Below are 23,268 nucleotides of genomic sequence, written 5' to 3'. Positions count from 1 at the left end.
ATGCGGGACAGGTCTATTCGAACGACCTTGGCCCCGACGGGGCAAAGAAGGCGGCGGCGATGAAGTCGTTCGATCCCGGCCCCGGATGGGTGAAGGAGTCACCGTGATGCGCGCTCTGCTTGCTGTTGCCTGGCGGCCTCGTGGCGCATGCTGCTTGCACACGCAACCCGATACGCCTCGCCTGCGCTGATCGCGCTCGCGTTTTCACGCCTGTGGACGCTCAATCGCGCGTGCGAGATCCAGCTCGCGACAGCGGCACTGGGCCTGGCGCGCGTCATCTCTGGCGAAGTCGCCGCGCGCTGCTCGCGGGACGCGTTGCAGTTCGATCCGCGCCACGGCGCGGGTCAGGATGTGCTGGATGCGTTGCTGCGCCAGGTCGACCGGATTGATCCTTCGTACAGGACATGACGTGACGCGGTCACGCACGGGCGGCGTGCGGTTGCCGCCGGCATGTCGTCGATGAACGTCAGACTTCCCGCGCCTGCATGCTCTGGATCACCTTGTCGAGCGCGTTGCTCAATGCGGCCTGTTCGTTCTCGTCGAGGCACGCGAAGAGATCGAGGTTCCATTTACGCGCAATCGGCATCACGCGACGATACAGCGCGCGTCCTTCCGCAGTTAGCGAAACGAGCACAACACGACCATCGTCTTCGCTCGATTCACGCTTGACGAGCCCCTGCTTGATGAGCGCCTCGGCCGCACGGCTTGCCTGGCTCTTGTCGAGATTCGCGTGCCGCGCGAGATCCATGATCGAAAACGGTCCGAACGATCCCACCGACGCAATCACGCGTGCTTCCGGCAATGTGACGTCGAGCTTCTCCTGGTAGCGTTCACCGATGCCGCGTTCGGCGAGCTTGTTCAGAACGTGCAGACGATACGTCAGGAACTGCTCGAGTCCGGATTTGGCGGATGCCTTCATGATGTCCCTGGGTTGGGTGGATGCAATCGTGCCGCTGTGATTGTTGCCGCATCCGCCTGGCCGGTCAACGCGCGCCGTATTTCAGCCGGGTAAGCTGTTCTGCCTCGTTCGCGAGCAGTCGCGCCGCGTCCCGGATCGCCACGTCGAGCGTGATCGGCCCCGGTGCGGGCGAGAAGCAACCCGTGAAATGTTCAGACAGTCGAGGCAACGCGGCGGAGTCGATCGCGCCGGAAAGCAACGTGGCCGGCACGCCAGCCGCCGCGGCGTGCCGGCATGCGATGAACGGCGCCTTGCCATGCAGCGTCTGGACGTCCGAGCGGCCTTCGCCCGTGATCAGCCAGTTGGCGCCTTCGAGCGCGGCGTCAAGGCCGATCTGCCGTGCGACCACCTCAGCACCTGGCTCGAACTGCGCGCCGAGCATGTGAAGCGCGAAACCCAGCCCGCCCGCTGCACCCGCACCAGCTGCATCGCGCGCACGGCGATTGAGCGCGGGCTCGAGCAGATCGGCGAAGCGGGCGAGCGCCGCGTCGATTGTCGAAACCTGCTCGGGCTTCACGCCTTTTTGCGGACCGAACACCGCAGTCGCGCCATGTTCGCCGGTGAGCGGGTTATCGACATCCGACATGCCGGTGAAGCTCGTTTCAGCGAGCCGTGCGTCGAGTTGCGACGCGTCGACGCGCGCGAGCTTCGCAAGTTGTTCGGGGGTGGGCTCAAGTTCCTGACCTTGCGCGTCGAACAGTTTCAGCCCGAGCCCGACGAGCAGTCCCGCTCCGCCATCGTTCGTGCTGCTGCCGCCGAGCGCGACGAAGAATCTGCGTACGCCGGTATCGAGCAGCGCACGGATCGCTTCGCCCATGCCCCGCGTACTACGCGCTTCGACGGGCACGCCCATGCCGACCGGATCGGTAATCCCGACGACTTCCGCCGTTTCGATGATCGCACTGCCGTCGGCGAGGAGACCCGTGGCCGCTTCGCGCACCGGGCCCGCCGCGCCGCGCACCGACAGCATGGAACGCTTGCCGCCGCCCGTGAGCATGGCGTCGAGCGTGCCTTCGCCGCCATCGGCCATCGGGCACGTGCGCACGACCGCGTCGGGGCGCGCGCGCTGGATGCCGGCGGCAATGGCCGCGGCGACCTGATCGGCGCCAAGCGAGCCTTTGAAGGAATCTGGAGCGATGACGACGACAGGCGTGGACGACAGGTTCGGCATGGTGTCTCGTATGGGTTGTTGGCGGGGGATGGACATCGCGGCGTGAGGCGCGAGCGTGGGCGATAGCTTAGCAGCATGCCGTCTGCCACTGAATATGCCGGACGGCATAGCGGCCATCCAGTTGCCGGGCCGTTTGACATGGCGGGGCGCACCTTGCCGGAAACACATGTCGTCTGTGCTGGAAAACCCGGAAAAAGCGCGAAATCCGGGCCTGATGGCATCAAAAAATGGGGAGAAAGATCGAATCCCGGCTAGGCGCGCAAATAGTTTGCTAAAATATTCGGCTCTTCTGACCCAAACCGCGTTGCAGGCGCCCCGAGGGCCCGCGGCGAGAGGTGCGCGATCGATGCAGGCTGTGCCCGGACCGGGCGTGAAAAGCCGCATCGAGAGGCAGCGCGGAAAAGATAACTGATTCGCTCGAATAATTTTAGGACGATTGAAGCCATGGCTAACGTTGTTGAAAACCTCGGCAAGCTCGAACGCCGCGTAACGATTTCCCTGCCGAAAGACACTGTGCAGAAGGAAGTGGACTCGCGTATCCGCCAGCTGGCGAAGAATGTGCGCATGCCGGGCTTCCGCCCGGGCAAGGTGCCGCTCAAAATGGTGACGCAACAGTATTCGGGCCAGGTGGAAGCTGAAGTGCTGAGCGACAAGGTCGGCAAGGAGTTCTTCGACATCAGCCGCGCTGAGAACCTGCGCGTGGCCGGTCAGCCGAGCTTCGCACCGAAGGCCGACGCTGCTGAAAACGACTACGCGTTCGACGCCACGTTCGAGGTCTACCCGGAAGTGAAGCTGGGCGATGTCGCGACGGCTGAAATCGAACGCACGACGACCACCATCAGCGAAGCGGAAATCGACCGCACGCTGGATATCCTGCGCAAGCAGCGCGTGCACTACCACGCACGCGGCGAAGCCGGCGAGCATGGCGACGGCGGCGGCGAAACCGCAGCGAAAGACGCGGATCGCGTGACGCTCGACTTCGTCGGCAAGATCGACGGTGAAGTGTTCCAGGGCGGCAGCGCCGACGATTTCGCATTCGTGCTCGGCGAAGGCCGCATGCTGCCGGAATTCGAAAAGGCGGCGCTTGGCCTGAAGGTTGGCGAATCGAAAGAATTCGACCTGGCGTTCCCGGCCGACTACCACGGCAAGGACGTCGCTGGCAAAACGGCGCAGTTCACGATCACGATGAAGAAGATCGAATGGCCGCATCTGCCGGAAATCGACGCTGAATTCGCGAAGTCGCTCGGTATCGAAGACGGCGATCAGGCCAAGATGCGCGCAGAGATCAAGGACAACCTCGAGCGCGAAGCGAAGCGTCGCACGCAGGCCATCGTCAAGAACCAGGTCATGGACGCGCTCCTGAAGATCTCGGAACTCGACGTGCCGAAGGCGCTGATCGAGCAGGACCAGCAACGCCTCGTCGAAATGGCGCGTCAGGATCTGCAGCAACGCGGCGTGCCGAACGCAGCCGACGCGCCGATCCCGGCGGAAATGTTCGCCGAGCAGGCCGAGCGCCGCGTGAAGCTTGGCCTCGTGCTGGCTGAACTCGTCAAGGCAAACGAGCTGCAGGCGAAGCCGGAACAGATCCGCGCTGAAGTCGACGAATTCGCGAAAAGCTACGAAGACCCGAAGGAAGTCGTCCGCTGGTATTATTCGAACCAGCAGCGCCTGGCTGAAATGGAAGCGTACGTCGTTGAAGCCAACGTCGTCGATTTCGTCCTCGGCAAGGCCAAAGTGACGGACAAGGAAGTGAGCTTCGAAGAACTGGCAAGCGCAACGGCGCAGGCGTAAGCGTCGTTGTAACGGCGTGCCGGCTGTCGGAGCGACGGCCCGCACGCCGTTTTTTTATGTTCCGCGTATCGTGCGGGCTTGAAACTGGCGTCGCCGTACTCACCTGCCTCACGAACAAGAACATTCCAGACAAGGATCCATTGCATGACCTTTCGCGCTCAATTGCTGGACACGTTAGCCTCCCACGCGCCCCGGGATCTCGAGGCGCAGGCGCTCGGACTTGTTCCGATCGTCGTGGAAACGAGCGGACGTGGCGAGCGTTCGTACGACATCTACTCGCGTCTCCTGAAGGAGCGGGTGGTGTTTCTGGTCGGTGAAGTGAATGACCAGACGGCCAATCTCGTTGTCGCGCAGTTGCTGTTCCTCGAAAGCGAGAATCCTGACAAGGACATCAGCTTCTACATCAACAGCCCGGGCGGCTCGGTGTCGGCCGGCATGGCGATTTACGACACGATGCAGTTCATCAAGCCGGACGTGTCGACGCTGTGCATGGGCCTCGCCGCGAGCATGGGCGCATTCCTGCTGGCTGCCGGCGCGAAGGGCAAGCGTTTCACGCTGCCGAACGCGCGTGTCATGATTCACCAGCCGCTGGGTGGCGCACGCGGTCAGGCGTCGGACATTGAAATTCAGGCGCGCGAAATCCTGTACCTGAAGGAACGTCTGAACCAGCTGCTCGCGCATCACACGGGTCAGCCGGTCGAACGCATTGCGCGCGACACCGATCGCGACAACTTCATGTCGGGCGACGACGCGCAGGCTTACGGTCTCGTTGACCAGGTTCTGCACAAGCGTCCGTGATCGGGTGCGATGTGCCCCAAAACAGGGCAAAGGGTCGGACGACAATCCAATGAGAAGCATCTGACCCATCCCTGAGCGCCTGCGGCGAACACGCCGCACCCGCTTTCGCGCGTCGTCCTGGGCCGACTGCGAGGCTGGAGCAAACGGCGTATTATGTAATCGAGTGTCCGGAGGCTCACACATCTATGGCGGACAAGAAAGGTTCTAACAGCGAAAAGCTGTTGTATTGCTCGTTCTGCGGCAAGAGTCAGCATGAAGTCAAAAAACTGATTGCCGGACCGTCGGTATTCATCTGCGATGAATGTATCGATCTGTGCAACGAAATCATCCGCGACGAGGCTGCTGGCTCGGGCGTGGAAACGGGCCTGTCCAAGTCCGATCTGCCGAGTCCGCAGGAAATCCGCGAAATCCTCGATCAGTATGTGATCGGCCAGGAACGCGCGAAGAAAATCCTCGCGGTGGCAGTGTACAACCACTACAAGCGCCTGAAGCATCTCGACAAGAAAGATGAAATCGAGCTGTCGAAGAGCAACATCCTGCTGATCGGCCCAACGGGCTCCGGCAAGACGCTGCTCGCGCAGACGCTCGCGCGTCTTCTCAACGTCCCGTTTGTTATTGCCGATGCAACAACGCTGACGGAAGCCGGCTACGTCGGCGAGGACGTCGAGAACATCATTCAGAAGCTGCTGCAGAACTGCAATTACGAAGTCGACAAGGCGCAGCGCGGCATTGTCTACATCGACGAAATCGACAAGATCAGCCGCAAGTCGGATAACCCGTCGATCACCCGCGATGTGTCGGGCGAAGGCGTGCAGCAGGCGTTGCTGAAGCTGGTCGAAGGTACGATGGCTTCGGTGCCCCCGCAAGGTGGCCGTAAGCATCCGAACCAGGACTTCATCCAGGTCGACACCACGAACATCCTGTTCATCTGCGGTGGCGCATTCGACGGCCTCGAAAAGGTCATTGTTGACCGTACGGAAAAGACCGGCATCGGCTTCGGCGCGAGCGTCAAGAGCAAGCAGGATCGCGACGCGGGCGAAGTGCTGCGCGAAGTCGAACCGGAAGATCTGATCAAGTTCGGCCTGATTCCGGAACTGATCGGCCGTCTGCCGGTGGTGGCCACGCTCGGCAAGCTCGACGAAGTCGCGCTGATGAAAATCCTGGTCGAACCGAAGAACGCGCTGATCAAGCAGTATCACAAGCTCTTTAATATGGAGCGCGTGGAACTGGAGATCCGACCGGGTGCGCTGCAGGCTGTCGCGCGCAAGGCGATCCGTCGCAAGACGGGTGCCCGGGGTCTGCGGTCGATCCTGGAACAGGCCTTGCTCGATGTCATGTACGAGTTGCCGACGATGAAGGGCGTAAGCAAGGTCATCATCGACGACAACGTCATCGATGGCGACGGCAAACCGTTGCTGATCTACGAAGACGCGCCCAAGGTCGCGGGTTCGAATTGATCGGCTTTCCGGGTTCTGCAAAAAAGCCGTTCATGGCGACGTGAACGGCTTTTTCGTTTATCTTGTGGTCAGGATGGTTGTTTTTCTACTTGGAGTCACTGAACCTTCGGAGTCACTGAACTTTTCCCACACGCGGAGGCCTTGCAATTTTTTTTGCTGACCTCACCTATCGAACGAACTGATTCCACTCATGGGGAAATGAAATGTCAGGAACCCAACTCCTTCCGCCGGAACGCACTACACTCCCGCTGCTCCCGCTGCGTGACGTAGTCGTATTCCCGCACATGGTGATTCCGCTCTTCGTAGGCCGCCCGAAGTCGATCAAGGCTCTCGAAGCAGCGATGGAAGGCGGCAAGCACATCATGCTCGTCGCCCAGAAAACGGCTGCGAAAGATGAGCCGACCGAAAAGGACATGTACGAAACAGGGTGTATCGCCAACATCCTGCAGATGCTGAAACTGCCCGACGGCACCGTGAAGGTCCTCGTCGAAGGTCTTCAGCGCGCGAAGACGCTTTCCATCGAAGAACAGGAAACGCAGTTTTCGTGCGAAGTCATGCCGCTCGAACCCGACCACGCCGACAGCGCTGAAACTGAAGCGCTGCGCCGCGCGATCGTGTCGCAGTTCGACCAGTACGTGAAGCTGAACAAGAAGATCCCGCCGGAGATTCTCACGTCGCTGTCGGGCATCGATGAAGCAGGGCGCCTGGCCGATACGATCGCCGCGCATCTGCCCCTCAAGCTCGACCAGAAGCAGCACATCCTCGAGATGTTCCCGGTCATCGAGCGCCTCGAGCATCTGCTCGCGCAGCTCGAAGCCGAAATCGACATTCTCCAGGTCGAAAAGCGCATCCGTGGGCGCGTGAAGCGCCAGATGGAAAAGAGCCAGCGCGAGTACTACCTGAACGAGCAGGTCAAGGCGATCCAGAAGGAACTCGGCGAAGGCGAAGAAGGTGCGGATCTCGAAGAACTCGAGAAGCGCATCACCGCCGCGCGCATGCCGAAGGAAGCCAAGAAGAAGGCTGACGCCGAACTGAAGAAGCTCAAGCTGATGTCGCCGATGTCCGCCGAAGCGACGGTCGTGCGCAACTACATCGATACGCTGATCGGCCTGCCGTGGCGCAAGAAGAGCAAGGTCAACAACGACCTCACGAACGCCGAAACCGTGCTCGACGAAGACCACTTCGGTCTCGAGAAAGTGAAGGAACGCATTCTCGAGTATCTCGCGGTCCAGCAACGTGTGGATAAGGTCAAGGCGCCGATCCTGTGCCTCGTTGGGCCTCCGGGGGTCGGCAAGACGTCGCTTGGCCAGTCGATCGCTCGTGCAACGAACCGCAAGTTCGTGCGCATGGCGTTGGGCGGCGTGCGCGACGAAGCCGAAATTCGCGGTCACCGTCGTACGTACATCGGTTCGATGCCGGGCAAGATCCTCCAAAGCCTGACGAAGGTCGGCGTGCGCAATCCGCTCTTCCTGCTCGACGAAGTCGACAAGATGGGCCAGGATTTCCGCGGCGATCCGTCTTCGGCGCTGCTGGAAGTGCTTGATCCGGAACAGAATCATACGTTCGCCGATCACTACGTCGAAGTCGACTTCGATCTGTCGGATGTGATGTTCGTGGCGACGTCGAACTCGCTGAACATTCCGCCGCCGCTGCTCGACCGGATGGAAGTGATCCGTCTGTCGGGTTACACGGAAGACGAAAAGGTCAGCATCGCGCAACGTTACCTGCTGCCGAAGCAGAAGAAGAACAACGGCCTGAAGGAAGGCGAAGTCGACGTGGCGGAAACGGCCATTCGCGACATCATTCGTTATTACACGCGTGAAGCGGGCGTCCGTTCGCTCGAGCGTGAAATCTCGAAGATCTGCCGCAAGGTCGTGAAGATGCTGCTGCTGAAGAAGGCGGAAGGCGCGGTGAAGGTCGACGGCAGCAATGTCGATACATTCCTCGGCGTGCGCAAATACGACTTCGGTCTGGCTGCGAAGGAAAACCAGGTCGGTCAGGTCACGGGGCTCGCGTGGACGGAAGTCGGTGGCGATCTGCTGACGATCGAAGCCGCGGTCATGCCGGGTAAGGGCAATGTGATCCGCACCGGTTCGCTCGGCGATGTGATGAAGGAATCCGTCGAAGCAGCGCGCTCGGTGGTCCGCTCGCGCTCGCGTCGTCTTGGCATCAAGGACGAAGCGTTCGAGAAGCAGGATATTCACATCCACGTGCCGGAAGGCGCGACGCCGAAGGACGGTCCTTCGGCCGGTATCGCGATGACGACCGCGCTGGTGTCGGTGCTGACCGGCATTCCGGTGCGTGCCGATGTCGCGATGACGGGCGAAATCACGTTGCGCGGCGAAGTGCTTCCGATCGGCGGCCTGAAGGAAAAGCTGCTGGCCGCGCATCGTGGCGGTATCAAGCTGGTGCTGATCCCGGAAGAGAACGTCAAGGATCTGACGGAGATTCCGGACAACGTGAAGAACGCAATCGAAATCATGCCGGTCCGCTGGATCGACCGGGTGCTCGAACTTGCGCTCGAACGTACGCCGCAGCCGTTGCCGGAAGAAGAACCGAAGGCAGCAGCAACGCCGGTCGCAGCTGAACCGGCCAAGGATCCCGCATCGGAAGTCGTGAAGCACTAATCGACCCCGGCGGTTCCTGCAGCACAAAAAACCCGCGGCCGCGCCGCGGGTTTTTTGTTGCCTGGAACGTTTGCGCGGGCTGGTTTTCGCGTCGTTTTCCCAACATGTGCGAAAAACGCCTCGACGCCGGCCAAACTGGTTGCGCACGCATCGATCGTCCGCAAAATTCCGTCATAAATCCGGCGCAGAATGTGCGCCCGAATCAGGCTCAACCCCGCTTGACACAAGGGTTTCGGCCCATTCTAATTAGCTGGCCCGGCGAATTGTGCCGTGCCTGCTTATAAACCGGCGCCAAAGGCGCTATCACGATTGCCCAATAACATTCTCGGGGGCTGGAATGAACAAGACGGAATTGATCGATCACATTGCGCAACAGGCAGACATTTCGAAAGCTGCAGCGGGACGTGCGCTCGATGCTGTGATTGGTGGCGTCAAAGGGACGTTGAAGAAGGGCGGTTCGGTTACGCTGGTCGGCTTCGGTACGTTTGCCGTCGGCAAGCGTACGGCACGCACGGGTCGCAATCCGCGCACGGGCGCTGCGATCAAGATCAAGGCAGCCAAGGTGCCTAAATTTAGGCCTGGCAAAGCGCTAAAGGATGCGCTAAACTAATGGGCTCGCTGGCTGAGGTTCTTGTAAAAGCTACCTGATACAGTTCACCAGTCAGCGTCAGTTCGATGTGCAGCACACGCGGAACGGGTGCTTAGCTCAGTTGGTAGAGCGGCGCCCTTACAAGGCGTAGGTCGGGAGTTCGAGCCTCTCAGCACCCACCAGTTCCCGATGTGTCACAACGAACGTGCGGTAAAGATGCAGTAAACAAGGAGTGGTAGTTCAGTCGGTTAGAATACCGGCCTGTCACGCCGGGGGTCGCGGGTTCGAGTCCCGTCCACTCCGCCAGTATCTTCGAAAGGCGAACTACGGTTCGCCTTTTTTATTGCCCGCTGTTGTAATATCGGGCGTTCTGTTTTTGGCCAACCCTCACGCATGCTCGATTTTTTCCGCAATCACAAACGCCTGATGATGTTCATGCTCATCCTCGTCATTGTGCCGGGGTTGGGATTTGTCGGTATCCAGGGCTTCCGCGGTTTCTTTGACGAAAGCGCGAACGTCGCAAGCGTCAACGGTCACAAGATCACGCGTGTCGAATACGACAACGCGATGCGCCAGCAGCTCGACCGCGCACGTCAGGTACTCGGTGCACAGTTCGACATGAAGTCGTTCGATACGCCCGAGCGTCGCCGCGACATGCTCGACGGCCTGATTCAGGAGCGTGTGCTCGCCGATGAAACGCAGCGTCTGCACCTGACGGCATCCGACGACGCGGTACGCCGCACGTTGATGTCCGACCCCGTCATCTCTTCGCTGAAAAATCCTGACGGTACGATCGATGTCGACCGCTACAAGCAGCTGCTCGCGATGCAGGGCATGACGCCCGAGCAATACGACGAACGCGTGCGTTACGGTCTCGCCACGCAGCAATTGCCCGCGGCGATCCAGTCGAGCGCGTTCACGTCGAAGACACTCGCGCAGCGCCTTACTGATCTCGCCGAACAGCAGCGCGAAGTGCAGGGCCTTGCGTTTCACGCACGCGATTACGCATCGAAGGTGCAGCCCACGGACGCGCAGTTGCAGGCGTACTACGACGCGCACCGCGAGGCGTTCGCCACGCCTGAAACCGCGACGATCCAGTATGTCGTGATGTCGCCGGCCGTGCTCGCCGCTGCCGTCCAACCGTCCGACGCCGACGTCAAGAAATACTACGACGACAATGTCGCGCACTACCGCACGGAAGGCGAAGTACGCGCAAGCCACATCCTGATCGTGGCGCCGAAAGATGCAAGCGCGGCAGACAAGGCCAAGGCAAAGCAGAAGGCCGACGAAGTGCTTGCGCAGGTCAAGGCGCATCCGGACCAGTTCGCGCAGATCGCGCAGCAGAACTCGCAGGATCCGGGCTCGGCGTCGAAAGGCGGCGATCTGGGCTATTTCGGTCCGGGCATGATTGCTGGCGGCAAGGCCTTCGACGACGCTGTGTTCAAGCTGAAGAAGGATGAAATCAGCGGCATCGTGCAAACGGATTTTGGGTATCACATCGTCAAGATGACGGACGTGAAGCCCGCGGTCACGAAGCCGCTCGACGAAGTGAAGGACTCGATCATCAAGGATCTGAAGACGCAGCAGGCCACCCGGGCGTTCGCTGACGACTCGGAAGGCTTTACGTCGATCGTGTACGAACAGGCAAAGAGCCTGCAACCGGCCGCCGACAAGTACAAGCTGCAGATCCAGACTGCTACGGTCACGTCGCAGCCGGACGCGAAATTGCCGCCGGACAGCCCGCTTAACAACGCGAAGTTCCTGGCCGCGGTGTTTTCGAGCGACGCGACGAAGTCGAGGAACAACACGCAGGCCATCGACGTGGGCGGCAACACGCTGATCGCAGCGCACGTCATCGACTACAAGGCGGCGACCGTGCCGGCACTCGACGTCGTCAAGGATGCAGTGCGCCAGAAGGTCGTGGCGCAGCAGTCGGCGGAGATGGCGCGCAAGGACGGCGTGGCGAAGCTCGCAGATCTACAGAAGTCGAAGTCAACGGAAGGTTTCTCGTCGGCGCTGAAGGTCTCGCGCAACGATGCGCAAGGCGTGCCGCTGGCTGCGTTGAGCGCGATCTACAAGACGGATGCACAGAAGCTGCCGGCCTATGTGGGCGTGGATCTCGGCGACGACGGCTACGCAATCTATCGCGTGAACGCCGTGCTGCCGGGCAATGCGGTCGATGCACAACGTCTTGCCGCGGCCCAGCAGCAGATCGCGCAGGTCAACGCGCAATCGCAGGTCGAAGCGTATGTCGACGCGCTGCGTGCACGCTCGAAGGTGAAATTCTTCGGTGCGATGGATGGTTCGGCGCAACAGCCCGCAGAGTAATCTGTCTGGTTCGATGCGACGCAGCCAGCTCGGCGTCGCATTGGCAGGACAGCAAAAAGCCCCGCACTCTGGCGGGGCTTTTTGTTTATATGCGCGAGGGCCGCGAGACGCGGTGCCTCACGCCATGACATCAGCGGCGCCGGCGTTAGAGGCAGGCCGTGATGTCGCTCGTGTCGCCACCGCCGCCGCCACCTGAGCGGAAGCCGACCCATGTGCCGGAGCCGGTATATGACGGACGCACCACTGCGGCGGCGCCGCTGGGCGGTTGCTGGCCCGGAACATAGACATCCATGGCGGCATCGTTCGCGAGGGTGTTTTGCGATACCACCTGCTGTTGCGATTTGTCGGCCCACTTCTTCGCAATACATTGGCCGACGACCTTCGGCGGCTGCTGGCTTTGTCCGACGGATTGAACGCCTGCCGGCGGTTGTGCTGCACAGGCAGAAATTGCCACGGTCAAAGCGATAAGCGGTAAGTATTTCACGTCATCTCCTTCCAAAATCGCTCAATTTCGAGCCGGGTTTTCAAGGGTAGGCGATAGTGTCAGATCAACCAAGGCCGGCCTCGTTCCCGCGTATTCGAAACAAGTTGTTAAAACTGCTCGGGCCCCTGGAATGGGGCGATCAGGGCGCGCGCAATAACGGCTTCAACGCGGGCCATACGTTGTCCAGCAGGACAGGTTGTGCCTGCTGTGTCGGGTGAATCTGGTCGGCCTGGAACATGTCGGGTTTGTCCTCGATTCCCGCGAGCAGAAACGGTACGAGCGGCACGTGAAACTGCTTCGACAGATCGCCATACAGGCCGTGGAACTTTTGTGTGTACTCAGGGCCGTAATTAGGAGGTACATACATACCCACCAGCACCACCTTTGCGTGCGCCTTTTGCGACTGCTCGATAATCGTCCGAAGGTTGCCTTCGGTTGTATTGAGTGGAACGCCGCGCAGCGCGTCGTTGGCGCCGAGTTCGACGATCACCACCGAAGGTTTCAGACGCTGCATCAACGCGGGCAGGCGCGCGAGTCCGCCGCTCGTGGTGTCGCCGCTGATGCTTGCATTGGCGACGTTATAATCGATGCGCTCGTCGGCCAGCCGGCGGCGCATCAACGCGACCCAGCCCGTATCGCGAGGCAGGCCGTACTCGGCGGAGATGCTGTCGCCGAGCACGACAATCACCGGCTTGTCCGATGCCGAAGTGGCGGCGCTGGCAGCGGTATTGGCGGCATCGGCTGCGTGCGGCACGATCGCCATCCACGCGGCGGCGCCGACTGCGGCACCCAGCGCCAGCATGCGCAACTTCAACCTGTGCTTCACCATGCAAAATAAAACTGATCCAGTCATTGAAGTACGGGGTTTGAGCAAGCGGGTTAAGGATGCAACGGGCGACCTGACGATTCTCGATCATATCGATCTTTCAATCGAGCCGGGCAGCAGCGTGGCGATCGTCGGCGCGTCCGGTTCGGGCAAGTCCACGTTGCTGGGACTGCTAGCCGGTTTGGACAGCGCGAGCGCCGGCTCGGTTCGCCTGCTGGGCCGTGAGCTCTCCGAACTCGACGAAGACGGCCGCGCCGCGTTACGAAGTGGCTCGGTCGGTTTCGTGTTCCAGTCGTTCCAGTTGATGCCGCATCTGACTGCGCTTGAAAACGTGACGTTGCCGCTCGAACTGCAAGGCGGCATCTCGACACGCGACGCTGCGACACGGGCGCGCTCGCTGCTCGATCAGGTCGGGCTCGGCAAGCGGACAGCGCATTATCCGAAGCTGCTATCAGGTGGCGAGCAGCAACGTGTGGCGCTCGCGCGCGCGTTCGTTACGCATCCGGCGATCCTCTTTGCAGACGAACCGACGGGCAGCCTCGACGCCGCAACAGGCCATGCCGTGATCGACCTCATGTTTGAGATGAACCGGGCAAATGGCGCGACGCTCGTGCTGGTGACGCACGATATCGAGCTCGCGCGGCGCTGCGACAGAACCGTCACGATCGAGGCGGGGCGTCTGGTCGTGTGAGACCTGCTGGAAGAAGCCTGTGCGTTTCAACGCATGCAAAAAACGGACGCCGAAGCATCCGTTTTCATTTGCACATCGCGCTACGCCACCGGATCAGCGCTTCAATGCAGCACGGGCGCGATTGATGAGCGCGGACGTCGACGAATCGTGTTTCTTTTCATCCACGGAAGCCGCCGTCAGATCCGCCTCGACGACCTTGCCGAGAATCTTGCCGAGCTCGACGCCCCACTGGTCGAACGGGTTGATGTTCCACACCGACGCCTGCACGAGCACCTTGTGTTCGTACATCGCGATCAGCGCGCCGAGCGAACGCGCGGTCAACGCATCGACAAGAATCGTCGTGGTCGGGCGGTTGCCGGGGAACATCAGATGCGGCGCGAGTTCAGGCTTGTCCGGGCCCGCTACCTTCTTCGCTTCTTCGAGCGTGCGGCCGAGCATCAGCGCTTCGCTTTGCGCAAAGCAGTTCGCGAGCAGTTTCGGATGATGATCGGCAAGAGGATGTTCCGGCGTGAGCACTGCGACGAAGTCGATCGGCACGATCGTCGGCCCTTGATGCAGCATCTGGAAGAACGCGTGCTGCCCGTTCGTGCCGGGTTCGCCCCACGTGACCGCGGACGTAGGGTAATCGACGATCCTGCCGTCGAGCCGCGCCGATTTGCCGTTGCTCTCCATTTCGAGCTGCTGCAGGTACGAAGACAGATAGTGCAGCGCCTCCGAATACGGCGCGACGAGATAGCTCTGCGAGCCGAAGAAGTTGCGATACCAGATGCCGATCATGCCTAGCAGCACCGGCAGATTGCGTTCAAGTGGGGCATCGCGGAAATGCTGGTCCATCTCGTTCGCGCCCGCGAGCAGTTCCGCGAAGTGCGCCGGGCCGACCGAAATCATGATCGACAGACCGCAGGCCGACCACAACGAATAGCGGCCGCCAACCCAGTCCCACATCTCGAAGATGTTTTCCTTCGCGATGCCGAACTTCACGACTTCAGCCGGATTCGCCGACACGCCGACGAAATGCTTCGCGAGCGCGCTTTCCGGGCACCCGCTTTTGACGAACCAGTCGCGCATCGAATGCGCGTTGGTCATCGTCTCGAGCGTGGTGAAGGTCTTCGATACGACGATCGCAAGCGTCTCTTCCGGATTGATCTGCTCGAGCACGCGGTACATGTCCGCGCCGTCGACGTTCGACACGAAGAACGACTTGATCTCAGGCAATGCCAGATGATGCAGCGCATGCACGACCATCTTCGGTCCGAGATCCGAGCCGCCGATGCCAATGTTCACCACGTAGCGAATGCGTTTGCCGGTGTATCCCGTCCATGCGCCGCTGCGAACCTGGTCCGCGAACGCGGCCATTTTGGCCTGCTCGGCCTTGATCTGCGCGTTGAACGGCGCTTTCGGATCGGTGGCGCGCAGTGCTGTGTGCAACGCGGCGCGGCCCTCGGTCGGGTTCACGATGTCCCCCGCAAACATCGCGTCGCGGCGCTTTTCGACGCCCGCTTCGCGTGCCAGTTGAACCAGCAGGCGCAGCGTTTCGTCGGTGATGCGGTTCTTCGAAAAATCAATCGCGAGGCCGCCGCCCGACAGCGTGAAACGTTCGGCACGGGTCGGCGCGGGGTCGTTCGCGGGCGCGAACCAGTCGCGCAGGTGCGCGTCGCGGATCTGTTCGTAGTGCGCTTCTAGCGCGGACGAGGCGGGGAGCGGATTCGATGGCATATAAACTGTCCGTCTGGCGAAATGACACGAATGGATGGCGGCATGCTGCATGCGCCGCCAGCGGTGAAGTCCGGAAGCGTCGCTGCGCGGCCACGTCGCGCGCACCGTTCAATGCGCGGGTTGCGTCCGGCGGTCCGTGCGCCGTCATGCGGACAGGCCGCCGACCGGCGTAGCGATGCGCTCGATCGATCAGTATAGCGGCGTTGGATGACAGCGCGCACCCTCGTGCGTGTGTCGCAGATGATGGGAGCGCGCGGGCGCGCCGATCTTCGCACCGGATGCGGACGTTGAAAACGGGTGCTTCGCCCTGGCGGCAACGGGCAACGCTCACTGCATCGACTTCAGGCCGCTTGCGCCTGCGCGTTACGCGCGCAGCGGATAGAACAGGCGATTGAGCAGCGTGCGCACCATGGGCGCCAGTTCGCCCGCGTTCAGCCCGGCAGGGCCATTGCCTTGCGCAGTGAGCGTATCGGCGGCACGGCCGTGCAGGTACACGCCGGCCAGCGCCGCTTCGTAGCCCGGCAGGCGCTGCGCGAGCAGCGCGCCGATGATGCCGCCGAGCACGTCCCCCGTGCCGCCTGTCGCGAGCGCGGCATTGCCCGTCGGATTGATCGCGACGCGGCCATCGGGCGCAGCTATCACGGTGCCGCTCCCTTTCAGCACGACGACGCTCGCGTAGCGTGCCGCCAGCGAGCGCGCAGCGGCCAGCCGGTCGGCCTGCACCGTGTGCGCATCGGTACCGAGCAGGCGCGCGGCTTCGAGCGGATGCGGCGTCAGCACGCAGGCGCGGCCGTTCTGCGCGCCGCGCGCATGGACCTCTGCCGCGAGGTCGTCGTCGTTAGAGATGAGGTTGAGCGCGTCGGCATCGAGCAGGATCGGGCCGTCGAATTCGAGCGCGTCGTGAAGGGTGGCGGATGCCCGGTCGCGCTGACCCATCCCGCAGCCGATCGCGAGCGCATCCATCGCGTCGAGCGTGAGATCGTCGACACCGCTCAGCATCAGTTCGGGGTGGGGGGCATCGTAGGCAGGCGCGCTGCCGCCGATGAACCCGATGTGCACCTTGCCGGCGCCCGCGTAAAGCGCGGCGCGTGCAGCGAGAATCGGCGCGCCGCACATGCCCGTGTCGCCGCCGATCACGGCAAGGCTGCCAAACGTGCCCTTGTGTACCGCGAAATCACGCGGCGGCAGCGATGCACCGAACAGTGACGGTGCGTTGAGCTGCACCTGGGTATGGGCGGCCGCACCCTCGACGCCGATCGGCGCGACAGTTACCGAACCCGCGAGATCGCGTCCCGATGCCGTGAACAGCCCCGGTTTCGCGCCGATGAACGTGACGGTATGGGTTGCGCGCACGGCCACACCCGAACCGACGGCGGTGCCGGTATCGCTGTCGAGGCCGCTCGGTACGTCGAGCGCGAGTACGTGGCCTTTGCTGCGAGCGCGTTCGGACAGCGTCCGGGCAAGTTCGGCGAAGATGCCTTCGAGCGGCCGCGAGAGTCCGATGCCGAACATGCCGTCGACGAGCCAGCCGTAGCGCTCGAACGAAGCAGGTGGTGTCGTCGCGATCGGTACGCCCGCCGCGCGGGCGGCTTCCAGCGCCCGGCGCGCGTCGTCGGGCTTGACCTCGACCGGCATGCAGACATCGACCGCGAGGCCGGCGCGGTGTAGCTCCGTCGCCATCACGAGTGCATCGCCGCCGTTGTTCCCGGGCCCCGCGACGAGCCAGACCGGATGATCGGCGTAGTCAAACGATTCGTGGGCGTTCTGGTCGAGCAGGAAGCGGGCTGCCGCAGCGCCCGCGCGAGCCATCAGCGTGTGTTCGGGGAGTGCCGCGGCGGCTTCCTTTTCGAGCGTGCGCAGGGCATCGACTGAAAGGAGCGGCAGCGGACGGTCGTACGGGTCGACGAGCGTGGCGGAACGGGGGGAACCGGGGGAGCGGGCGGAGGCGGGCGGCGTAGTGTCGGTCATGGCGCAGGCAGGACGAAGACAAACGGTAAAGGTGCGTGCCCGGCCGCGTCGCGCCAGAACAACCTCAATCGCGAAACCGTTCCGGCCGCAATGCTGCAAGCGTATCGGGCGGCACATCGGGCGTCGCACCGGCGAAGAGATCAGCGATCACTTTAGCAGACCCGCACGCCATTCCCCAACCGGAGGGCCCGTGGCCGGCGTTCACAAAAAGCCGCGGATGCAGCGCGTTGCCGACAAGCGGCATGCCGTCCGGCGAGAGCAGCTTCAGACCTTCCCAGGGCAGGGCCGCCGAGATTTTCGCGGCACCCGGAATCCAGTCGTGCGTGGCCTGGCCGAGGAGCGCGAGGGCTTCGCGCGTGAGCGCCTCGCCAAGCGGCTTGTTGACGAGGTTCGCCGGCTGCACGACAGCACCGCCGGCAATGCGCAGACGATGGTTCATACGCGTGATCGTGATGCGTTTGACCGCATCGATCACGGTCATGTGAGGCACGCACTCTTCGTGCGCGACCGGTGCGGCGAGCGTGTGCATACGCAGCGGATGCAGCGGCAGACGCAGGCCCAGCTGCTCCAGCAGCGGCAGGCTGCCGACGCCTGCCGCGACGACGATCGCGTCGCCCGCAATCACGTCGACTTCGCGCGATCGCGACGAATCGCCCGTGCGCGGCGCCAGTTCGACGGCGGCGCGCTGGTTGTCGACGCGGATCGAGGTCACTTCGCGGCCAGTCTGGAATGTCACGCCGCCTTGCTCGTCGAGCAGCTGCTTCACGAGCTTGGCGAAGAGCGGACAGTTCGCGGTGCGTTCGGATTCGAAATAAACGCCGCCCGCGAAATCCGGGTCGGTCGGCACCGAATGTTCGAGCGCGGCGCATTCGGCCGCGGTCAGCACATGATGCGGGACTTCGTAGCGGCGCAGCAGGTCGAGCGCCGGCTGGGTCAATTCCCATTCGTGGGCGGAGCGCACCACGTGGAGCACGCCGTTACGCTGTTCGAATTCGAGGCCGAAGCGCGTTTCGATGTCGGCGAGCGTATCGCGCGAGAGCTCGATCAGCGGGCGCAGCCGACCCATCTGTTCCTCGAACGCGGCAGGTTCCTGCAAGGTGGCAAGGCGCTTCAGAAAATCGCGGGCGCCCGAATTGAAACCGATTTTGGTCACGACGCCGCTTTTCGCGGTGCGCCGGTTTTCCATGAAGGTCGGGCCGAACCAGACGTCGAGCGGCGTGGGCAGCACGGTGCCGCTGTGGCCGTAGGTGGCGCCCTGCGCAACCGTCGCATGCCGTTCGACGACGCACACGCGGTGACCGGCCGCGCGCAGCTGATAAGCGGTGGCGACGCCGGTGATTCCGCCGCCAATGACGATGACATCCATGATTGATTCGATTTGCGGGCAGGACGCGGGTGACCGGGCGTGCCCGTATGCGTGACGGGCGGCGCGGGTGGGGGAATCTGCCGTGCCGGTCAGTGGAAAGGGCGAATGATAGCAGCCAAACGGGGCCGGCCGCCACGTTGCCCGCCGCAATGCCATGCGCCGCCGGAGCGCGCCGGACATTGCTGCCAGAAGGTTCGTCGCGCTACGTGGGGCGGGTCTGACGGGCCGTCCCGAGGTATAATCTCCGACTTCCTTTCGCCTCCCGTCGCCTGCACGCGCGACTGATCGACGCAACGTCAAGTCCATGGCCCACTTCTCGTGTTTCCCCGGCGCTTCGGCCCTCTCCGATTTCCGTCAAACCCGTCTGCTCGAAACGCTCACCCGCATCGACGCCAATATCACCGGCGTACGCGGGCAATTCCTGCATTTCGTCAATGCATCGACGCCGCTTTCGGCCGATGACAGCGCGAAGATCGAGGCGCTGATGCATTACGGCGAACCGTTCGAAGCAGCGAAAGAGCGCGGTACGACCGAAACCGTCCTCGTGGTGCCGCGCTTCGGCACGGTGTCGCCGTGGGCCAGCAAGGCGACCGACATCGCGCTGCATTGCGGCCTCGCGAACGTGCGCCGCATCGAACGCGGCGTCGAATACACGGTGATCCTGAAGTCGGGCCTGCTGGGCGGCAAGAAGGCGCTCTCCGACGAGGCGCGTGCCGCCGTCGTCGCCGCGCTGCACGATCGCATGACCGAGAGCGTTGCGCCGTCGCGCGATCACGCGATGCATCTGTTCGACGAACTGCCGGCGAAGCCGCTGCAAACCGTCGACATTCTGAAAGAGGGCCGCACGGCGCTGGAAGCCGCGAACGCGGAACTCGGCCTTGCGCTGGCGGACGACGAAATCGACTACCTGGTCGATGCGTTCACGAAGCTCGGCCGCAATCCGACCGACGTCGAACTGATGATGTTCGCCCAGGCGAACAGCGAGCATTGCCGGCACAAGATTTTCAACGCCGACTGGACGATCGACGGCGAGCCTCAGGACATCTCGCTCTTCAACATGATCCGCAATACGGAGAAGTTGAACCCGCAGGGCACGATCGTCGCGTATTCGGACAACTCGTCGATCATGGCGGGCGGCATGGCGGAACGCTGGTTCCCGCGCAAGCCGGCGGCGTCAGGCGACATGGCCGAACATTACGGCCGTCACACCGAACTCACGCACACGTTGATGAAGGTGGAAACGCATAATCACCCGACCGCGATCTCGCCGTTCCCCGGCGCCGCGACGGGCGCGGGCGGCGAAATCCGCGACGAAGGCGCGACGGGTCGTGGGGCACGTCCAAAGGCGGGTCTCGCGGGCTTTACCGTGTCGAACCTCGATCTGCCGGACGCACGCGAAGCATGGGAAAACGCTCGCGACGCCGCGCAGCCGGTCGCGCATCGCAACGAGGCCGATACGCAGGAAGCGTACGGCCGTCCGGACCGCATCGCTGCGCCGCTGCAGATCATGATCGACGGCCCGCTCGGCGGCGCAGCCTTCAACAACGAATTCGGCCGGCCGAATCTGGGCGGCTACTTCCGCGTGTACGAGCAGAACGTCGCGGGCCGCGTGCGCGGCTATCACAAGCCGATCATGATCGCGGGCGGCATCGGCAATATCTCGGACCAGCACACGCACAAGCACGACCTGCCGGAAGGCTCACTGCTGATCCAGATCGGCGGCCCGGGCATGCGTATCGGCATGGGCGGCGGCGCGGCCAGTTCGATGGCGACCGGTACGAACACGGCCGAGCTCGACTTCGATTCCGTGCAGCGCGGCAACCCGGAAATCGAACGGCGCGCGCAGGAAGTCATCAACGGTTGCTGGCAGCTGGGCGAGCAGAACCCGATCCTGAGCATTCACGATGTCGGCGCGGGGGGGCTGTCGAACGCGTTCCCGGAACTGGTGGACGGCGCGGACAAAGGCGCACGCTTCGAGTTGCGCAAGGTCCAGCTGGAAGAGAGCGGTCTGTCGCCGCGCGAGATCTGGTCGAACGAAGCGCAGGAGCGCTACGTGCTGGCGATCGCGCCAGCCGATCTGCCGATGTTCGAGGCGATCTGCGAACGCGAGCGTTGCCCGTTCGCGGTGATTGGCGTGGCAACCGCCGAGCGCCAGCTGCAACTCATCGACACCGACAAACACACCGCCGATGCGCACGAACCCGTCGACATGCCGATGGAAGTACTGCTCGGCAAGCCGCCGCGCATGCATCGCGACGTGAAGCGCGAAACGGTCGCGCTGCAGCCGGTGGATGTCACGCACGTGAATCTGTCGGAAGTCGCGGTGAGCGTGTTGCGTCATCCAACGGTGGCGAGCAAGTCGTTCCTCATCACGATCGGCGACCGTTCGGTGGGCGGCACGAGCGTGCGCGACCAGATGGTCGGTCCGTGGCAGGTGCCGGTTGCCGACTGCGCGATTACCGCAGCCGATTACGCAGGCTTTCGTGGCGAAGCAATGACGATGGCCGAGCGCACGCCGCTCGCCGTCATCGACGCGCCGGCGTCGGGCCGTATGGCCGTCGGCGAAGCGGTGACGAACATCGCGTCGGCGCCGATTGCATCGCTGGATAAACTGAAGCTCTCTGCGAACTGGATGGCCGCGTGCGGCAGCCCGGGCGAAGACGCGGCGCTCTACGACACAGTCAAGGCAATCGGCATGGAACTGTGCCCGGCGCTCGGTATCGGCATTCCGGTCGGCAAGGATTCGCTGTCGATGCGCACGAAGTGGGAAGACCGCGGCGTGGCGAAGGAAGTGGTCGCGCCGGTTTCGCTGATCATCTCGGCGTTCGCGCCGGTCGAAGACGTGCGCCGTCACCTCACGCCGCAACTGCGCCGCGCAGGCGAAGTGGGCGACACGGTGCTGATCGCGATCGACCTCGGCCGCGGCAAGAACCGCCTTGGCGCGAGCATTCTGGCGCAGGTGACGCAGCAGGTCGGCGATACGGTGCCGGACGTCGACGACCCCGAAGACCTCAAGCGCTTCTTCAGCGCGATCCAGTCGCTCAATGCCGACGGCAAGCTGCTGGCGTATCACGACCGCTCCGACGGCGGCCTGTGGGCGACGGTTGCCGAAATGGCGTTCGCGGGTCACGTGGGCGTGTCGCTGAACGTCGACATGCTGGTGCTCGATCCGAATCACGAGTCCGACTACGGCGACGCGAAAGACTGGGCGAAGCAGACAAGCGGCCGCCGTGACGACCGCACGATCCGCGCGCTCTTCAGCGAGGAACTCGGTGCTGTGATCCAGGTACGCGCAGCGGAGCGCGACGCGGTGCTGGGCGCGCTGCGCGAACACGGCCTGTCCGCCTGCTCGCACGTGATCGGCAAGCCGAACGAGCGCGACACGCTCGAAGTCTGGCGCGACGCGAAGAAGATCTACGAAGCGCCGCGCACCGAACTGCATCGCGCGTGGGACGAAGTCAGCTGGCGCATCTCGCGCCTGCGCGATAACCCGGCCTGCGCCGATGCCGAACACGACACGCTGCTTGACGCAGCGGATCCCGGCATCACGCCGCATCTCACCTTCGATCCGGCTGAAGATGTCGCCGCGCCGTTTATTCGCAAGGGCGCGCGTCCGCGCGTGGCGATCCTGCGCGAGCAGGGCGTGAACTCGCACCTCGAAACCGCGTACGCGTTCGACCGCGCCGGTTTCGACGCGTACGACGTCCACATGAGCGACCTGCTGTCCAGCCGCGCGACGCTGGCCGATTTCGCGGGCGCGGTAGCCTGCGGCGGTTTCTCGTACGGCGACGTACTGGGCGCCGGTGAAGGCTGGGCGAAGACGATCCGCTTCAATCCTCAGCTCGCCGAGATGTTCGCGACGTTCTTCGGTCGCGCCGACACGTTCGCGCTCGGTATCTGCAACGGCTGCCAGATGATGAGCAGCCTCGCGTCGATGATCCCGGGCGCCGAAGCCTGGCCGAAGTTCACGCGCAACAAGTCCGAGAAATTCGAGGCGCGTTTCTCGCTGGTCGAGGTGCAGTCGTCGCCGTCGATTTTCTTCGACGGGATGGAAGGCTCGCGCATTCCGGTCGCGGTCGCGCACGGCGAAGGTTTCGCGGACTTCTCGCAGCAGGGCGACGCAGCGCGCGTGGCTGTGGCGATGCGTTTCGTCGACAACCGTGGTCAGGCGACGGAGCAGTATCCATTCAACCCGAACGGCTCGCCGCAGGGCATCACGTCGGTGACGACGCCGGACGGCCGCTTTACGGTGCTGATGCCGCACACGGAGCGCGTGCATCGCACCGTGACGATGAGCTGGCATCCGGAAGGCTGGCCCGAGGCAAGCCCGTGGATGCGCGCGTTCCAGAACGCACGTCGCCGGCTGGGTTGATTGCGCTTCGTTGAACAGCGGGACGGGCGCGGATTCAGGCGCCCGGTCCGAGCAAGGCGGATTGCAGGAGCAGGACCCGGAAACGACAATGCCGCCCTCGGGCGGCATTGTCGTTCTGGAAGCCAA

At 63.1% G+C, this 23,268-nt stretch carries 16 protein-coding genes, 2 tRNA genes and 1 pseudogene; 12 read left to right on the top strand and 7 right to left on the bottom strand.

What is annotated here, in order from left to right; translation table 11 throughout:
- Both LPA36_RS26975 and LPA36_RS26970 read left to right on the top strand, forming a co-directional pair.
- Positions 1-107: DUF2950 family protein (locus LPA36_RS26975; RefSeq protein ID WP_228882385.1), on the top strand; the 107-nt coding region annotated here is incomplete at its 5' end.
- A 94-nt stretch (positions 108-201) separates the two neighbouring features.
- Positions 202-408, top strand: a pseudogene (locus LPA36_RS26970) (class II aldolase/adducin family protein); the annotation flags it as partial.
- Between the two features lie 58 nt (positions 409-466).
- Here LPA36_RS26970 and LPA36_RS26965 read toward each other — a convergent pair.
- Together LPA36_RS26965 and LPA36_RS26960 are read right to left on the bottom strand one after the other, a co-directional pair.
- Positions 467-919: a MarR family winged helix-turn-helix transcriptional regulator gene (locus LPA36_RS26965; protein WP_228883417.1), complete on the bottom strand. Its 453-nt coding sequence runs from the start codon at positions 917-919 to the stop codon at positions 467-469.
- Between the two features lie 64 nt (positions 920-983).
- Positions 984-2,129: a glycerate kinase family protein gene (locus LPA36_RS26960; protein ID WP_228883416.1), complete on the bottom strand. Its 1,146-nt coding sequence runs from the start codon at positions 2,127-2,129 to the stop codon at positions 984-986.
- A gap of 444 nt (positions 2,130-2,573) precedes the next feature.
- Between LPA36_RS26960 and tig the strand changes: the two genes are divergently transcribed.
- From tig to LPA36_RS26920, 8 genes are all read left to right on the top strand, one after another.
- A complete protein-coding gene (gene tig / locus LPA36_RS26955; protein ID WP_228883415.1) occupies positions 2,574-3,920 on the top strand; it encodes a trigger factor in 1,347 nt (448 codons plus the stop codon).
- Between the two features lie 144 nt (positions 3,921-4,064).
- Positions 4,065-4,718, top strand: coding sequence for an ATP-dependent Clp endopeptidase proteolytic subunit ClpP (gene clpP / locus LPA36_RS26950; protein ID WP_090533095.1), 654 nt, complete (start codon positions 4,065-4,067; stop codon positions 4,716-4,718).
- 185 nt (positions 4,719-4,903) lie between these two features.
- Positions 4,904-6,175, top strand: coding sequence for an ATP-dependent Clp protease ATP-binding subunit ClpX (gene clpX / locus LPA36_RS26945; protein WP_228883413.1), 1,272 nt, complete (start codon positions 4,904-4,906; stop codon positions 6,173-6,175).
- A 203-nt stretch (positions 6,176-6,378) separates the two neighbouring features.
- The gene (gene lon, locus LPA36_RS26940; protein WP_228883411.1) at positions 6,379-8,802 is read left to right on the top strand and encodes an endopeptidase La; all 2,424 of its coding nucleotides are present in this window, start codon (positions 6,379-6,381) and stop codon (positions 8,800-8,802) included.
- 337 nt (positions 8,803-9,139) lie between these two features.
- Entirely contained in the window at positions 9,140-9,412 is a 273-nt protein-coding gene (locus LPA36_RS26935) for an HU family DNA-binding protein (RefSeq protein WP_007585907.1), read from the top strand.
- An 85-nt stretch (positions 9,413-9,497) separates the two neighbouring features.
- Positions 9,498-9,573: transfer RNA gene (locus LPA36_RS26930), tRNA-Val, on the top strand.
- A gap of 47 nt (positions 9,574-9,620) precedes the next feature.
- A tRNA-Asp gene (locus LPA36_RS26925) sits at positions 9,621-9,697 on the top strand.
- Between the two features lie 87 nt (positions 9,698-9,784).
- Positions 9,785-11,719 carry a SurA N-terminal domain-containing protein gene (locus LPA36_RS26920; protein WP_228883409.1) on the top strand — a complete coding sequence of 645 codons (1,935 nt, stop codon included), beginning with the start codon at positions 9,785-9,787 and terminating at the stop codon, positions 11,717-11,719.
- Positions 11,720-11,864: 145 nt separating this feature from the next.
- On the opposite strand, the gene LPA36_RS26915 is transcribed toward LPA36_RS26920, so the two are convergent.
- Positions 11,865-12,203: a hypothetical protein gene (locus LPA36_RS26915; RefSeq protein WP_228883407.1), complete on the bottom strand. Its 339-nt coding sequence runs from the start codon at positions 12,201-12,203 to the stop codon at positions 11,865-11,867.
- Positions 12,204-12,342: 139 nt separating this feature from the next.
- Positions 12,343-13,005: an arylesterase gene (locus tag LPA36_RS26910; RefSeq protein WP_407674339.1), complete on the bottom strand. Its 663-nt coding sequence runs from the start codon at positions 13,003-13,005 to the stop codon at positions 12,343-12,345.
- A gap of 25 nt (positions 13,006-13,030) precedes the next feature.
- Between LPA36_RS26910 and LPA36_RS26905 the strand changes: the two genes are divergently transcribed.
- Positions 13,031-13,720 (top strand): ABC transporter ATP-binding protein, encoded by a 690-nt coding sequence (locus tag LPA36_RS26905; RefSeq protein ID WP_228883403.1) that lies wholly within the window; start codon positions 13,031-13,033, stop codon positions 13,718-13,720.
- Positions 13,721-13,813: 93 nt separating this feature from the next.
- Here LPA36_RS26905 and pgi read toward each other — a convergent pair whose 3' ends face one another.
- The 3 genes from pgi to LPA36_RS26890 all read right to left on the bottom strand — a co-directional run bounded on the left by pgi (position 13,814) and on the right by LPA36_RS26890 (position 18,770).
- A complete protein-coding gene (pgi, locus tag LPA36_RS26900) occupies positions 13,814-15,436 on the bottom strand; it encodes a glucose-6-phosphate isomerase (protein WP_228883401.1) in 1,623 nt (540 codons plus the stop codon).
- Between the two features lie 363 nt (positions 15,437-15,799).
- Complete coding sequence (locus LPA36_RS26895; RefSeq protein ID WP_228883399.1) at positions 15,800-17,404, bottom strand: NAD(P)H-hydrate dehydratase; 1,605 nt, start codon at positions 17,402-17,404, stop codon at positions 15,800-15,802.
- A gap of 64 nt (positions 17,405-17,468) precedes the next feature.
- Positions 17,469-18,770 carry an FAD-dependent oxidoreductase gene (locus LPA36_RS26890; RefSeq protein WP_228883397.1) on the bottom strand — a complete coding sequence of 434 codons (1,302 nt, stop codon included), beginning with the start codon at positions 18,768-18,770 and terminating at the stop codon, positions 17,469-17,471.
- A 304-nt stretch (positions 18,771-19,074) separates the two neighbouring features.
- On the opposite strand from LPA36_RS26890, the gene purL reads away from it, so the two are divergent.
- The gene (purL, locus tag LPA36_RS26885) at positions 19,075-23,142 is read left to right on the top strand and encodes a phosphoribosylformylglycinamidine synthase (RefSeq protein WP_228883395.1); all 4,068 of its coding nucleotides are present in this window, start codon (positions 19,075-19,077) and stop codon (positions 23,140-23,142) included.
- The last annotated feature ends 126 nt before the right edge of the window (positions 23,143-23,268 follow it).

The organism is Paraburkholderia saeva (genome assembly GCF_907164555.1).
Lineage (GTDB): Bacteria > Pseudomonadota > Gammaproteobacteria > Burkholderiales > Burkholderiaceae > Paraburkholderia > Paraburkholderia saeva.
This window is presented reverse-complemented; position numbering and strand designations above follow the sequence as displayed.